General features: G+C 34.7%; 14 protein-coding genes. 1 reads left to right on the plus strand and 13 read right to left on the minus strand.

Going from position 1 to position 15,436, the window contains the following annotated elements; translation table 11 throughout:
- Nucleotides 1-15: 15 nt before the first annotated feature.
- From DN410_RS24730 to DN410_RS24770, 9 genes are all read right to left on the minus strand, one after another.
- Entirely contained in the window at nt 16-723 is a 708-nt protein-coding gene (locus tag DN410_RS24730) for a response regulator (RefSeq protein WP_149178430.1), read from the minus strand.
- On the minus strand, nt 720-2,324 hold the full coding sequence (locus DN410_RS24735) for a sensor histidine kinase (protein WP_149178431.1): 1,605 nt from the start codon (nt 2,322-2,324) through the stop codon (nt 720-722). The genes DN410_RS24730 and DN410_RS24735 overlap by 4 nt, the downstream gene beginning before the upstream one ends.
- A 300-nt stretch (nt 2,325-2,624) precedes the next feature.
- Nucleotides 2,625-3,380: a C39 family peptidase gene (locus DN410_RS24740; protein ID WP_149178432.1), complete on the minus strand. Its 756-nt coding sequence runs from the start codon at nt 3,378-3,380 to the stop codon at nt 2,625-2,627.
- A gap of 7 nt (nt 3,381-3,387) precedes the next feature.
- Nucleotides 3,388-4,209, minus strand: coding sequence for a transporter (locus DN410_RS24745; RefSeq protein ID WP_149178433.1), 822 nt, complete (start codon nt 4,207-4,209; stop codon nt 3,388-3,390).
- 206 nt (nt 4,210-4,415) lie between these two features.
- Nucleotides 4,416-5,666 (minus strand): sensor histidine kinase, encoded by a 1,251-nt coding sequence (locus DN410_RS24750; protein ID WP_149178434.1) that lies wholly within the window; start codon nt 5,664-5,666, stop codon nt 4,416-4,418.
- The gene (locus tag DN410_RS24755) at nt 5,663-6,334 is read right to left on the minus strand and encodes a response regulator transcription factor (RefSeq protein ID WP_071710165.1); all 672 of its coding nucleotides are present in this window, start codon (nt 6,332-6,334) and stop codon (nt 5,663-5,665) included. The genes DN410_RS24750 and DN410_RS24755 overlap by 4 nt, the downstream gene beginning before the upstream one ends.
- A gap of 674 nt (nt 6,335-7,008) precedes the next feature.
- Nucleotides 7,009-7,881: an ankyrin repeat domain-containing protein gene (locus tag DN410_RS24760; RefSeq protein ID WP_149178435.1), complete on the minus strand. Its 873-nt coding sequence runs from the start codon at nt 7,879-7,881 to the stop codon at nt 7,009-7,011.
- A gap of 290 nt (nt 7,882-8,171) precedes the next feature.
- The gene (locus DN410_RS24765) at nt 8,172-8,675 is read right to left on the minus strand and encodes a nitrous oxide reductase accessory protein NosL (RefSeq protein ID WP_149178436.1); all 504 of its coding nucleotides are present in this window, start codon (nt 8,673-8,675) and stop codon (nt 8,172-8,174) included.
- A gap of 131 nt (nt 8,676-8,806) precedes the next feature.
- Nucleotides 8,807-9,061, minus strand: a complete 255-nt coding sequence (locus tag DN410_RS24770; RefSeq protein WP_149178437.1) for a hypothetical protein — start codon at nt 9,059-9,061, stop codon at nt 8,807-8,809.
- Nucleotides 9,062-9,317: 256 nt separating this feature from the next.
- Between DN410_RS24770 and DN410_RS24775 the strand changes: the two genes are divergently transcribed.
- Nucleotides 9,318-10,622: a CitMHS family transporter gene (locus DN410_RS24775; protein ID WP_149178438.1), complete on the plus strand. Its 1,305-nt coding sequence runs from the start codon at nt 9,318-9,320 to the stop codon at nt 10,620-10,622.
- 43 nt (nt 10,623-10,665) lie between these two features.
- Here DN410_RS24775 and DN410_RS24780 read toward each other — a convergent pair whose 3' ends face one another.
- The 4 genes from DN410_RS24780 to DN410_RS24795 form a co-directional block, all read right to left on the minus strand.
- On the minus strand, nt 10,666-11,358 hold the full coding sequence (locus tag DN410_RS24780; protein ID WP_149178439.1) for a response regulator: 693 nt from the start codon (nt 11,356-11,358) through the stop codon (nt 10,666-10,668).
- Entirely contained in the window at nt 11,358-12,962 is a 1,605-nt protein-coding gene (locus DN410_RS24785; RefSeq protein ID WP_472926189.1) for an ATP-binding protein, read from the minus strand. The genes DN410_RS24780 and DN410_RS24785 overlap by 1 nt, the downstream gene beginning before the upstream one ends.
- Nucleotides 12,963-13,122: 160 nt before the next feature.
- The gene (locus DN410_RS24790) at nt 13,123-14,691 is read right to left on the minus strand and encodes a flotillin family protein (protein ID WP_149178441.1); all 1,569 of its coding nucleotides are present in this window, start codon (nt 14,689-14,691) and stop codon (nt 13,123-13,125) included.
- Between the two features lie 12 nt (nt 14,692-14,703).
- The gene (locus tag DN410_RS24795; protein WP_149178442.1) at nt 14,704-15,252 is read right to left on the minus strand and encodes an NfeD family protein; all 549 of its coding nucleotides are present in this window, start codon (nt 15,250-15,252) and stop codon (nt 14,704-14,706) included.
- Between the last annotated feature and the right edge of the window lie 184 nt (nt 15,253-15,436).

A 15,436-nucleotide genomic window follows, 5' to 3' on the forward strand; every position in this document is an offset into this window, starting at 1 on the left:
CTTATAATAAGTCGCTTATACGTAAAACTCTATTTTATTTTGGTCAATACATCTTAATTTACTCACCGGTCTCCCTACATGTTGATACACCATTTCGTTTTCTAATACTCCAATTTCTGTCAAAAACATTACATACTTTCGAATAGAAACTCTTGAAACACCAACTAATTGCGCCATTTCATCTGTTGTAAACTCTCGTCCATTCAGCGACTCGATCTTCTTCCAAATTAATTGCATCGTTTGCTTCGTTAATCCTTTCGGAAGCTCTTTCATGACAGTAGGTTCTCTTTTTTCTTTTTGCAAAATTAACGAATCTAATTCCGATTGACTAATTTTTTGTTGTTCTTTCATGAAAGTAAGTTTTTCTCGATATATAGTTAATGCCTCTTTAAATCGTTCAAATGTAAATGGCTTAATTAAATAATCTACTACGCCATATTGTAATGCTTTTTTAATACTCCCCATATCATGTACAGCTGAAATCATCATAATATCAATTTCTTTTTCTTGATTCCGAATATACATTAAAAGCTCGAATCCAGTCTCTCCAGGCATAAAAATATCAAGTAATACTAAATCTACTTGTGATTTTTCTAATACTTCTATCGCCGATTTTACTGAGTTGGCGGCATGAACAAGTTCAAACCCTCCTACTTGCTCTAAATAATGTGTATTTAACATCGCTACCATCGGGTCATCTTCTACAATTAAAACTTTAATCATATTTGCCTCTCATCCCTACCTTTAGGTATTTCAATTGTTATTGTTGTTCCCTCTCCTAACAATGAGGAAATGTGAATCTCTCCATTTATTCGTTGTATACTTTCTTTTACAAGGTACAAACCATATCCACGATTGTCTCCTTTTGTGGAATAACCCTTTGTAAATAATGTATCAATCTCATCTTCTTTTATGCCATTCCCCGTATCTTGTACTGTAATAGTCAATGTATCCCCATATTGTATCCCGATTTCAACTTGTTTCTTTTCACAATTCATCACTGCCTCTAATGCATTATCTATTAAATTTCCGACAATCGTAATAAGTTCATGAGTAATACTTTCATCATATATTTCCGGTAAGTACGCATCTTCACCTATAATTAAATTTATATTTCTCTCTCTAGAATAGCTAAGTTTACCTAGTAAAAAACCAGCAAATACTGGGTTTTTAATTTTTTTCATAACCCCGCCAATTTCATATTGATGCTCGGATACCATACTACTCACATATTTTTGGAGTTCTTCATACTGTTTCATATGTGTAAGCCCTAGCACGACATGCATCTTATTCATAAATTCATGAGATTGTGCCCGTAGTGCTTCCGCATATAGCCTAATGCCAGTTAGCTCCTCTGCTAATTTTCTAATCTCTGTTTTATCACGAAATGTTGCAATCGCGCCAACTATTTCTCCTTTTACATATAAAGGAACACGATTCGTAACAATCGTAATTCCGTAAATATTTTGTTCTTCGTTTAATTGTACCACTCCTGTTTGCAGCACTTCTTTTATACGTGAATTGGGCATATACAATTCAACCTCTTTACCGATAAAGTCGTCTTTAAGTCCGCTTTTCTTAAATAGCCGCTTTGCCTCATTATTAATCAACGTTACTTTTGCCTCTTTATCTACAGCGATAATCCCTTCCTTTACTGATTGTAGCATCGTATTTCTTTCTTCAAGAATTTTCGCTATCCTATGCGGCTCAAGGCCAAATAAACTTTTCTTTATATGTCTAGCTAGCAATATCGCTCCTATAATGCCAACTAATAGCCCAACTCCAACACCGATATACATAATATATCTACTTTCCTTAACTCGCTCTTTTACATTATCTGCTGAAATTCCAACCGCAACTACTCCAAGTTGTTCCCCTGTTTCAGAAAAAACCGGTATAAATACTCTCATAGAGACCCCTAAAGTTCCTTCTGCTAGCGACACATGTTCCTTTCCCTTCAATGCCGTTCCTTCATCTCCTCCAATGAAATGTTGCCCTATTTTTTGAGGATTGGGGTGAGATTTCCGGATTCCATTCATATCCATAACTACAATAAATTGAACATCCGTACTCTTTAATAGCTTATTTGTATACCCTTGGATCAAGGAGGGATCTGCCTTCCCCGCCAACCCATCAATTACAATAGAATCATTTGCCACAATACGTGCAATCGTTTTTGCCTTCTCTGCCTGGCTTTCTTCTGTCGTTCGTTCAACATTATGGCTAATTAAAAAATCTGTTACGAGTAAAGAAAAAATTACAACTGTACACACTAACAATGTAATCGTTTTCCATAAATTCCATAGTTTCTTTCTTTTTTTCATCCCATTAATAACTCCCCTAATTGCTGAATAGAAAAATAAGTAAGGTGATATTATTTTCACCTTACTTATTTGCTATTATTATACTTTAAATTTACTAATCATTTCTTGTAGTTCTTTTGTCACCGCTACAATTTCATCAATAGTATTTGTTACTTCGTTTGTATCTCCAACGCTCCTCTTCGTTATTGCTACCATTTGATTAATTTAAGAAACAATATGAGTAGTAGCACTTAAAACTTCTCTTCTATAATCCTCTGTCCGTCACTTTATAGTTATATAATTAAAGCTATCCTTCCTAATTTATTTTGAGCTCTTTACATAACTAATCGCTTGACTCCCCATTTGCACCCATGCCTTTTCAAAGTCTTCTCTCGGCACTTTTACATCTAAGCTATCATCGAGTGGATCTCGAATATATACAGATTCCTTATCGTATCCAACAAGTACAACACAATGTTCATTATACGTAATAGAAACATCCCCACTTTTTGTTTTCCATGTAGTAAATTCATCTTCATCTAATGGGGCAAACGTTGCATTCGTAATCATAACTACCGGTTTCCCAGCTTTTACACTCTTATACATTTCTTCTATACTCTTCCCCGTTAAGTCTACGGCTCTATTCGGTAAATATTTTTTTGTTAACTGAAAAAGTGGCCCATGATATACACCGTATCCGGATTCAGAAAAAGTATAAATATTACCCACAAATCCTTCATTCGGATTCCCACGTACACCATCGTCTATAAAATCAACTTTTTTTATTTCATTTGCTAATTTCATTTTATCTACTGAAACGCCTGCATATTGTAACATCATCGCTAAACTTGTCACTTCACAACCTCTATCCAACTCTGGTAATTGCTGAATTAAAGGTACATTCGATAAGATAATCTTTTCGTCATTATTACTAAACTCCGTTCGTTTTCCGCTTTGTATATTGGAAAATATTAACCTCTCCACAAACTTTGGAATTCCATTTGTATATACACTCCATACTGCTGCACCTAGTAAAGCTATACATATATACCACTTCAATTTCCGTATCACTCTCACGCCCTTTTTAATTCGTTAAATAAGAATAAAACGCGTCAGCATCCGTGCGAATTACCGGTACAAAATTTAGTTCTTTTCCTTTTTCAGGCTGATCTTTTTCTATTTTTTCTGCTAGTTCTTGAGCGTTCATATTCGTTTTATCCATATTAAGCTCATCTGCCATTTGTAATACTTTTTGTTCATTAATTTCTTTTAATACTTGATATATATCTTTACCATACAAATCAATATGATATTTTTTTGCTTCTTCTTGTACTTTTTGTTCATACACTTCTTGTGCTAACGTTTCTATCTCTTTTCCTTTTTGTGAAATACCTAACTTCCCTGCTTCCTCTCTTACTTTCGCTCCATAGATTTCTTCCGCAATGTCCTCTATTCCTTTTCCATTTGTCGAAATACCTAATTTATCCGCTTCATCATTAATTTTAATCGTATTAATTTGATTAATTAAATTTACAATTGATGTATTTTCTATAGATATGCCTAACTTTAACGCTTCTTGCTTCACTTTTGTTTCATAGATTTCTTCTGAAAGAGTTCCAACATCTTTTCCTTCAATCGAAATTCCTAGCTGCTTCGCTTCTCTTCCTACTTCCGTCTCATGAATTTCTTTTTCTAACGTAATTTGTTCTTTCCCTTCCGTTTCAATACCTAGATTCTCCGCCTTTTCTTCTGTATGCACAGCATGTATCTTTCCATTGTTTAATTGTTCTTTGCTACGCTGCGTGTAATCTGTCTCTCCTTTTGATGTTTCAGAAGGAGAGGCACCCCCTAATATACTTAAGCTCATTACTCCAATAGTGAATACCATCATCATTTTCTTTTTCAAAATTAATTCCTCCCTCTTACACTTTCTTTTCCATCATTCCCTATACATAATCGAAATAACATTATGATCGATATAATCTGCTCAAATACATTTTTATAATCGCTTCTTTATAGGACGAACTTTCTGTATATAATACATGTTATAAACAGTTCCTTAACTTCCCCTTAAAAAAAGACGACCTTGTAAAAACAAGATCGTCTTCTCACTTATATTTTTTGATTTTTAGGGAGAATTACTTCAAAACAAGTGCCCTCTCCCCATTTGGTCTCTACTGATATTTTTCCGTAATGCTTTTCGACAATCCAATTTGCAATTGAAAGACCTAATCCAGCTCCTTCTGACTTACTTCTTGCTTTATCCCCCTGATAAAAACGATCAAATAATTTCGGAATATCATCTTCTTTCACTCCTATCCCGTCATCCTTGACCTGTATACGAATTGAACCGCTCGTTTGTGTGCAATCAATTTGAATATGCCCGCCTTCATTTGTATACTTCATCGCATTATCTAGCAATATAACCATCATTTGATGAATCCTCTCCCTATCTCCCATAAACGATATGTCACGTTCTACTTTTAACATCATCGCTTTTTCTTGATAAGAAGCAATTTCTTTATATGGCTCGACGATTTCTTCTAACAATTTATCCAGTACAAATGTTTTCTTATCCATCTCAATCTGATTAGAATCTGAGCGTGCTAACAATAATAAATTGCTAACTAATTTCGATAACCGCCTACATTCCTTTGAAATTGTGGAGATATCCATCGCTTTTTCTTCTATCGTAGCGGATGGAGACTGGAATAATACATCTGTTTTTGATTGAATAACCGCAAGCGGTGTCCTTAGTTCATGTGATGCATCAGAAACGAATTGCTGCTGCTTCTCCCATGAATTTTGAATAGGTACGAGCGCTCTGCCAGCTAGAAAGAATCCAATACCTATTGCACATAAACTTCCTATGCTACAGCCGATAACAAGAATTAAAAATAAAGTATTTAACATCTCTTCTTCAGCTGTTATATCGCGTATAATTTGAATTATTTTTCCATTTTCTTGAAAAGCATATGTTCTAAAATATAGTCCTTGCACTTCAATGTCTTGCAAAGACCCTAACTTTTTTGGAGAAAACTTTTCTAAGTTTTCTTCAAACATAAGACGGAATTTTGGATTTTCGATACCTATCTCCACAGTTTTTCCACTCCAAGTTAACTTCATTATCCTTGGATCTCCAATTTGCAGATATCCCCTAAATTTTTTAGGCGGTTTTTTACCATCTAAAATCTCTCTATGCTGAACCATTTTTTCTATGGATGTATCCACTTCATTATAAATACGCTTATATGTGTACGAATAAATAATACTACCTAATACTCCTATCAATATGATAAACACTAACGAATTTAATATAGTTAGACGAATACGTGTTTTTTGAAACATACTCCCCTTTTTCATTGTTCTTTTAATATATATCCAATACCACGAACAGTTTGAATATCTTTCTGATAACCGAATGGCTCTAATTTTTTACGTAAATGATGAACATAAACTTCTACAATCGCTACTGTTGTATCTGAATCAAATCCCCAAACACGATCAAAAATTTGTTCACGCATTAAAATCTTTCCGCTATTTTGAACAAGATACTCTAGAAGCTCATATTGTTTTAATGTCAGTTTAATACCTTGTCCATCTACTTGAACGTCTTTATCTTTTCCGAACAATTCAATTCCTTTATAGCGAATGGTCTGCTTTGTTGTTAAACTACCACTTCTGCGCAACAAAGCCCGAATTCTCGCCTTTAATTCTGGAGCCTGAAACGGCTTAACGATATAATCATCTCCACCGAAATCCAATCCTTTCACTCGATCTTCTAAAGAATCTCTCGCTGTCAAAAACAGGACTGGTGTTTCAATCTTTTCATTACGTATTTTTTGAATCACTTCAAATCCGTCCATTTCTGGCATCATTACATCAAGCAAAATTGCATCATATATATTTTGTAAAGCTAGAAATAATCCATCTTCTCCATTCAATGCCGTATCTACTTCAAATTCATCGCGTAAGATTTGGACAATAGACTCTAATAAAGAAGCATTGTCCTCTACTACAAGTAAGCGCATGTTCTCACCTTCCACAATATATTTCAACTCTCTTTATTATTACATCTCTTCTTTTCAAAAAAAAAGAATATAGTTACATTATGTATTTTCATTTCCAACGATTTCCCTTTAAATTTTTGAACTGTATAGGGAAGATTTATTATAAAAGCGATTTCTTAAATTTAGCTTAATAAAGAATGAAAAGAAACAAGGTCCTCCTTATTAATCTCTCCATGAATATAACTAATAACAAGTGCTCTATTCATTCCCACCTTCTTTCTAAATCCATTTGTTTCTAATTATACCCTTATTTAAAGAGGGTTTCTGGATTCAATCGTTAGAAAATATTATTACAAACGCATCTATTTTTCTTACAACAATGTAAGTCTCTTGTCATCCAATTCGATGGTTGCAATCACTCCATTTCCTTATACTGAAAGTAAGAAATGAAACAAAAAACAAGGAGAGATGAGATATGAAAAAAGTGATGGAAGTTGTAGTAGCGGTAGCAGAGGTTTTCGTAAATGGTAAACAAGTTGCGATGGAATTAAATAAATAATGAAAAGGACAATATTCGTTCTAGACCCTTTACTCATATAAAAGAGATAAGAGTTCATCATTTCTTTGATCCCTTATCTCCCTGTAAAGAAAGCCGTATCCTTAAAAGGATACGGCTTTCTTTTTATTTCTTTTTGTTATTCCACCGGCTGTAGTTGCGGCTGTACTACTTCATTCGCTCCAGCCACCCTCAACATATTTGCAATATCTTTAAAACCTCTTTTTTCAGCATACTGCAGCGGCGTAATATTTTCCTTATTGGCCATATTTACATCTGCACCATGCTCGATAAGCATTTGAATTACTTTTTTATGATTTTCACTACCATTTCCTAATACAATCGCTTCTACTAAAGCTGTTCCACCACGGTCATTTTTATAATTCACATCAATATCGGTATGCTCTAATAATTCTTTAACAACTTCTACATGACCACGCTCAGATGCCGAAATGAGTGCAGTTCCACCTGATCTAGTCGTTTCTTTCGTATTAACTCCTGCAGCAATTAATAGCTTTACAATATCCGTATATCCTTCTCTACTTGCATAAAGAAATGGATTGCTTTTTTTCTCATCTTTGACTTCAATATTAGCGCCGGCATCAATTAATGCTTTAACCGTCTCTACATGATTTTGATACGTGGCTGCAAGGATAGGCGTTTCTCCGTTGTCACCTTCTACATTTATATTGGCTCCGTCTTTAATCAGCTTCATAGCTGTTTCTGTGTCTCCAAGGGTCGCAGAAAGTAACAACTGTTTGTCCATTAAATTTATACTTTTTTCTTCTTTAACTTCTTCTTGTTCTTTATGCGTTTCTTTTTTCTTTTCGTTTTTCACATGAACCGGTTTAGATTCTGGTTCTTCTTGCTTATCGCAAGCCACTACCGTCATTAAAAGTCCCAATAACATGCATAATAAAATTTTTTGTTTTCTCACAATTACAGCTCCTATGAAAGATAATGTTTTCTTAACCATTCCTCCATCACATACAATAACTCTTCTTGAGTACATTTATCCATAAGCTCTTTATATTCCTTCTTGAATCGGATTATCTTAAACTTATACCATGTTTCTCAACCTATTGGAATGATACGCCAGGTGGCCTCATCATTAACATTATGAAGCAATTAGTTTAGCACGTTTTTGCCGCATTTGTATACATTTCTAAAAAGTAGGTAAATGATTGCTTTAGGTTACTACATTCCATTGTAACCGTTCTTCAAAAAATTTTACACCTTTTATATATTTACACCTGATTAATAATAGAAAAAGGCAACTTATGTAGTTACCTTTTTCTATTATTAATGATGCCCACCGTGATTTCCCTTTTTCGGGTTCCCCATCATCTCTTTATTCATTTCCCATTTATGCTCAGCTAGCTCTTTATACGAAAGAACCTTCCCTTTATAGTGAGACACAAAACTTTCTGCATCCTTTTTATTTTCAAATGAAATAACATTATAAGCCATCGGTGTCGTTATCGTTTTATCATATACGTAAGTCGCATCTTCTAATGGAACCCACTCTTTCGAATCATAATCTCGAACAAATTTTTCTTTTGTCTTTTCGCCTGGATGCATCTCCATCCATTTATACATACAACCGATATCATCAAACTTTAATGCTTTTCCATTTTCTAAAATAATTTCTGTTGCAAATTGATTATCCATTACCCCAATTTGACAAATATCACACTTATCATGTTTCTCATCAATCGCCACAGCCTCCGATTGTTTCTTACCACATCCAACAATCGTAAAGACAAAAAATAAACATATAGCAATCATCACATACTTTGTTCTCATTTCATTTCCTCCCTAACCCTACCTTCTACAAAGAGCATATCAAAAACTTGTGTGAGATTTGTGAAAAAACAATGTGCCTTTTGTAATATATGGAACAAAAAAGATGTGTAGCTATTTCTACACATCTCTTATCATTCACAACCTGTAATTAATAAATCGTCTTCTAGCTTAACTAATAATGTATCTGCACTAATTTCCTGTCCAATTTCTACATTTACTAATCTTATATTTCCACTAATACCGACCGCGACTTTTTCAAGCTCACCGTTATTTTTCCGGATCATCATTAATTTTTCCCACTCATATACGTAAGAAGATTCATTAATAAAAATCTCTTCTATTTTCCCTTCATAAGAACTATAAATTTCTTCTATTCTCGTTTTCATTTAAAATCTACTCCCTACTTCGCACATCACTATTTTCACCTTATTCTATCATTCTTGTAAGTAGTAAATTATATTTTTAAAAATTCAAAATTACCTTCGTAAACAAAATGACCAAAATAAAAATTATGCTTCTAATGGTGTTATTTTTCAAATTATTTACCATTTGAATAGATGCTACTATGATAAACAAAAAAACTATTTTCTGAATTTTTATTTTATTTTGAAAGCGTAATCATTTTTTGGAGGGGGAAATCATATGTTAGCTCTACTTGGATTTGCAATGGTATTTGTCTTTATGTTTTTAATTATGACGAAACGTATGTCAGCACTAGTAGCATTAATATTAGTTCCAATTGTTTTTGCATTAATTGGTGGCTTCTATGCCAATATGGGACCTATGATGCTAGAGGGCATTCAAAAATTAGCACCTACTGGTATTATGCTTATGTTCGCTATTTTATATTTCGGAATTATGATTGATAGTGGTTTATTTGACCCTGTCATTAGCAAGATCTTAAAATTCGTAAAAGGTGATCCTTTAAAAATTGTTGTCGGCACAGCTATATTAACTATTATCGTTTCTTTAGACGGTGATGGTACAACAACATACATGATTACAGTTTCTGCGATGTACCCACTATATAAACGTCTTGGAATGAATCCTCTCATATTAGCTGGAGTTGTTATGTTAGGGGCAGGGGTGACCAATCTTACGCCTTGGGGTGGACCAACCGCTCGTGTTATGAGCGCACTTGGACTTGATGCGTCAGAGCTCTTCACACCACTTATTCCAGGAATGATTGCTGGTGCAATTTGGGTTGTTTTCGTTGCCTACTATCTTGGAAAAAAAGAACGAAAACGTTTAGGAATTATGGATGTACAGTATTTAAAACAAATGCAAACAATAGATGAACAAGCTGCAACAGTCGAAGCAGCCGTACATAAACGCCCTAAACTATTATGGATTAACTTTTTATTAACCGCCGCTCTTCTCGTTTGTCTCATACTAGAAGTTATGCCGTTACCTGTTTTATTTACAATAGCTTTCGCTATTGCTGTTATGATTAACTATCCAAACTTAGAGCAACAAAAAGAACGTATTGCTTCTCATGCAGGAAACGTATTAGCTGTTGTTTCTCTCGTATTCGCTGCTGGTATTTTCACAGGTATTTTATCTGGAACAAAAATGGTAGATGCGATGGCTCAAGGTGTAGTAACTCTTATACCAGATGCACTTGGACCACAATTGCCAATTATTACAGCTCTTCTTAGTATGCCGTTCACATTTTTCATGTCCAATGATGCTTTTTACTTTGGGGTATTACCTATTTTGACGAAAGCGGCTGCTACTTATGGAATTAGTGCAGCTGAAATGGGACGCGCATCCTTACTCGGTCAACCTGTTCATTTATTAAGCCCTCTTGTCGCATCCACTTATTTATTAGTCGGAATGGCCAAAGTTGATTTCGGTGAACATCAACGATTTACATTGCTTTGGGCTGTTGGAACGACAATGGTAATGCTAATTACTGGAATTGTAATTGGGATTATTCCAATATAAGACGCAAAAGAACAGTAGAGAAAATGAATCCTCTACTGTTCTTTTATGAAGAAACAAGAAAGTACCTTCTCTCCGGTCTCCCTACACTTCCATATATAAGCTCTGCATGCACTTTCTTTCCAGATATTAAATACTCTAAATAGCGCCTCGCTGTTGATCGGCTCACTCCGACCATCGAGCTTAATACTTCTGCGGTAATACCTTCTTCATTAACTGTTAACATATGCTTTTTTATTTTTGCTAAAGTTAAAGGATCTATTCCTTTTGGAGCGTATTCAATTGGATTACCTTTCACCCCTCTTTGGGACCAGAGATGTTCAATTTGCTCTGGTGATAATTGGTCAGTTCCCTTTAACTGTATAATCTTCTTTTGATAATTTTCTAAACTTGTTTTAAATCGATCAAACATAAGTGGCTTTACGATATAATCTGTTACTCCTCCTCGTAAAGCATGACGTACGACATCTGTTTCTGACGCAGCTGTAATCATAATAATGTCTGTGTTATGCAAGTTATGCCTAATATATGTAACAAGCTCTGTCCCTTGCATATCAGGTAAGTATACATCCAATAAAACGAGTTGTGGCTTCACAAGTTCTAGCCATTCTTTTGCCTGCTCCCCAGTCGTTGCTGTTCCAATTACTTTAAACCCTTCAATTTTCTCAGCAAAGCGGCGATGAATCTCCGCAATCCGAATATCATCTTCTACTATCAACACTTCAATTTCCTCAGTCATCACAATTCGCCTCTCTCTTTCGGTAATGCAATAATAAATAACGCACCACCTAAATCCCCTTTTTCGATTGCAATACTTCCATTTAAATCTTCTACTAACTCCTTTACCTTTGCTAATCCATATCCTCGCTTTCCTCCTTCTTTCGTCGAAAAGCCTTTATAGAATATACTTGTAATGATTTCATCTTGAATCCCTTGTCCTGAATCTTCCACCTCAATTACCATTTCCTCACCGATGTCTGTTACAAACATTCTAACTTTCTTATCATCCTCTTGATTTCTTTCAATTGCTTCAAATGCATTCGTAATTAAATTCCCCAAAATAGAAACAACATAATTACTCTCAATATGTGGACTTAACTTTTCTAAACTACTTTCTCGATCTAATACAAAATCAATCTTTAACTCTCTTGCCCTATTATAAAATCCAATTAAAATTCCACCTAACCACGGATTTTGAATTCGTTTCATAATAAATTGAACGAAATCTTGATATACTGCCGTTTCCTTATGAATGAGCTCTAAAGCATCTTCATATGATTCTAATTGAATAAGACCTGAAAGCGTATACAAAAGATTATTATATTCATGCGTTTGTGCTCGTAATGCTTCCGTATACTGCTTAGTTTGAGATAGCTCTGCAGTTAACTGATCCATTTCAGATTTCAAACGTAAACTCGAAACAACACCAGTTACTTTATTATTTACTTTAATCGGTAGACGGTTAGCAATAACAGCCTGTCCTTTTATATTTAATTGACGATCAAACTGTTCTTCACCAGTTTGCAGTACATCTAATATCGATGAATTAGGAATTACATTTAAAATAAATTCTCCAATAATGTTTTGTTGTGTATCTAGTGAAAGAATATCATAGGCTGCTTGATTTACTAAACTGACCATTCCATTTTTATCAATTACGATAATCCCTTCACGTACAGATTGAATGACGGTACTATGTTCTTCATATAAAGATGAAATTTCTTCTGGTTCCATTCCAAACATCATTCTCTTTATACTTCCTGCTAAATATATAGAGCCCATGATCCCAATCAACAAACCTATTATTGTAATCCAAAACACACGCTTACCATACACTTCTACTGCTCCATGAATATCATCCATTGAAAAACCAACAGATACTACACCAATAATTGCATTTTCCTGATTACGGATTGGAACTTTCCCGCGTAATGAAGGCCCTAATGATCCAGTCGCTTTTGAAACATAAGATTTCCCTTCTAGTAGAACTCCATTATTATCTCCACCAACCATCGCTTCTCCTATTTTATCTTTCCTAGGATGCGCATAACGAATCCCTTCTTTATTTCCAACTACAATAAAATCAGCATCTGTATCAATTCGAATTTTTTCTGCAATGGGTTGAATAATAGAAGTCGGATTTTCTTTTTGAAAAGCTTCCTGGATTTCTGGTATAGCTGCAACTGTTTTCGCAACATGCAAAGCCCTTTTACCAATTTGCTCTTCTACTGTTTCTGATAATATGTAGTAAAATAAATAACTTGTTAACAGAAGTACAACTAGAATAAGTGTACTAATAGTTAATGTAATTCTCGGTTGTAGTTTTAACTTTTTAAATTTCAAAACCATTCCCCTAACATTTCCTAAAGTTTAATTTTAAGAATATACAGTTTTTTATGTTTATGTAATCATACCATGATTACATCAGAGTTTCTTTACTTTGTATCGTATTGTATGTATTCAAAAAAGGAACCTCTAGCACATGCTAGAGGTTCCTTCTATCTTACTCTTTATCTACTTCTTTTTCCTTATCTTCTACCACAGATACGACAGGTTTATCATTCGATAGTTGCTGTACTGCACCTTTGCCCGCAAACCCTTCTAATAGCTCTTTTAAATCAATACCAGAAGAAGCTTTTAACGTTTCTTGCATTGTTGCCATTAAATCAGTCGCATATCCTGCCACTTTTCCAGCGCCGCTATTCTTACCACCGCCGCCTGTATCAACAACTGTAATTTTATCAATGTTGCTAAGTGGGCTTGCAACTTCTTTCGCATAACTTGGAAGCATTTTAAGAACCATATCCATAATTGCCGCTTGACCATATAATTCAAACGCCTCTGCAATTTTTTGTTTCGCTTCTGCTTCTGCTAAACCTTTTAATCTAATAACGTCTGCTTCTGCCGTACCTTGTGCTTTTTGTACTTCCGCTTTCGCTTGACCTTGCGCTTTTTCGATTTCTGCCTTCGCTAAACCTTCCACACGTACTTCTTCCGCACGAGCTCTCGCTTCAGCCTCAATCTTATATTGATCCGCATCTGCCTTTTTAATTTGTTTTACTTTTTCTGCTTCCGCTGATTGCTCAACAGCATAGCGATCTGCATCTGCTTTTTTCTTAACTTCTGCATCGTATTGTTTTTCACGACGCGCAATTTCTTTTTCTTCTAATTCAATTTGTTTCTCACGCTCAATGATTTTAACACGCATTTGCTCTTCTGTAACACCTTGTTGCGCTTTCGCTTGTTGTAATTCGTAAGAAAGATCCGCATCTGCGCGAGCTTGCTCTTGCTCTCTCTTATAAGATTGTACTTTTAATTCTTTATGTTTTTCAGCTTCAGCGATTTGGGCATCACGTTGGTATTCAGCTTCTTTCGCTTCTTTCTCAGCACGAGCTTTTTCAATACGAGCTTCTTTTTCACGCTCTGCATTCGCAATTGTTGCATCACGCTTAACTGTCGCAATTTGTGGCTGACCAAGTGCATCTAAATAGCCGTTCTTATCCATAATTTCTTTAATTGTAAAGGAAACGATGCGAAGCCCCATTTTCTTTAAATCTGTAGAAGCTACCTCATGCACCTTTTGAGCAAATTGCTCTCTATTACTATAAGCATCTTCTACCGTCATAGAAGATAAAATCGCACGTAAATGACCTTCTAAAACTTCTTTTGCTTCTATTTTTAACTCTTCTGTTTCTTTTCCTAAATATTGTTCAGCTGCTGTAGAAACTTCTTCAATTGTCGATCCTACTTTAATAATAGAAACACCGTTTACTGTAATTGGAACACCTTGTTTCGTATACGTATCACGTGTACCAACTTCTAATTTGTAGTTTAATAAGCTTAAAGGCTCTGCTCTTTGCATAATTGGAACTACGAAAGTACCACCACCGCGAATAATCTTAATCTTCTTTCCATCATCAGTGGTAACAACGTTCTTTCCACCACCAAGCCAGTTCCCTGTAACAATTAACGCCTCATCCGGCCCAACCGTTCGATACTTCGTAATGAATACTAAAATAAGTAGAATTAAAATTGCGAGTAATACTCCACCGATAATTAATGGAATCGTCATGTAAATTCCCCCTTATAATTTTGGTTTTTTTAAAGAATAAGCGATGTTTTGTACAAGTAAAACACCATCTTGGACTCCCTCGATAATAACCTCTGTTCCTTGTGAAATATCTTTTTTCCCAATTGTTTTAGCTGGAATTGCATTACTTCCAAATTGGGAGGAAATTAATACCTCACCAAACCCTTCTGTAGGAATTGTTGTAATGACTTCTCCCTTGCAACCAATAAACTCATCCATACGTTGTACGGTATTTTGCTCTGCTTCTGCAATCGGTTTTAAAATTAGTATTTTCATGATGAAAACCCCAACAAAAGATATAGCAAATGCACCGGCGAAAATAATAATACTATTAAAGGAAAATAAATATTCTCCTATATAACTTAATCCACATAACATGGCGAAGAAACTAAGTAATAAAGTTACGACGGATACTGATCCGCCTCCAAAACTAAATATTGATTCAAATATATCTCCAAAAAAGATATAGATAACAGTAAGTATAGTAGCAATAATAAATCCATATAAATAAATTGTTTCAAGTGGATAACCAAACAAAACCATTTCTTATCCCCCTTTCTTAAACAATCTCTTATTATTATGTGTATGCCCCACCTCTTTCAAAGATTATCATTCTCAATTTTCAGTTATTTAACTTTTAAAGAAAAGCCTGTCAGACAGGCCTCTAAAAAAGAACAGGAGAAACCCATTGTGACAGGCTCCTCCTAGAAAATAACCGATATATTAT

The sequence above is a fragment of the Bacillus sp. SH5-2 genome (assembly GCF_008368905.1).
In the GTDB taxonomy this organism is placed as follows: Bacteria; Bacillota; Bacilli; order Bacillales; family Bacillaceae_G; genus Bacillus_A; species Bacillus_A luti.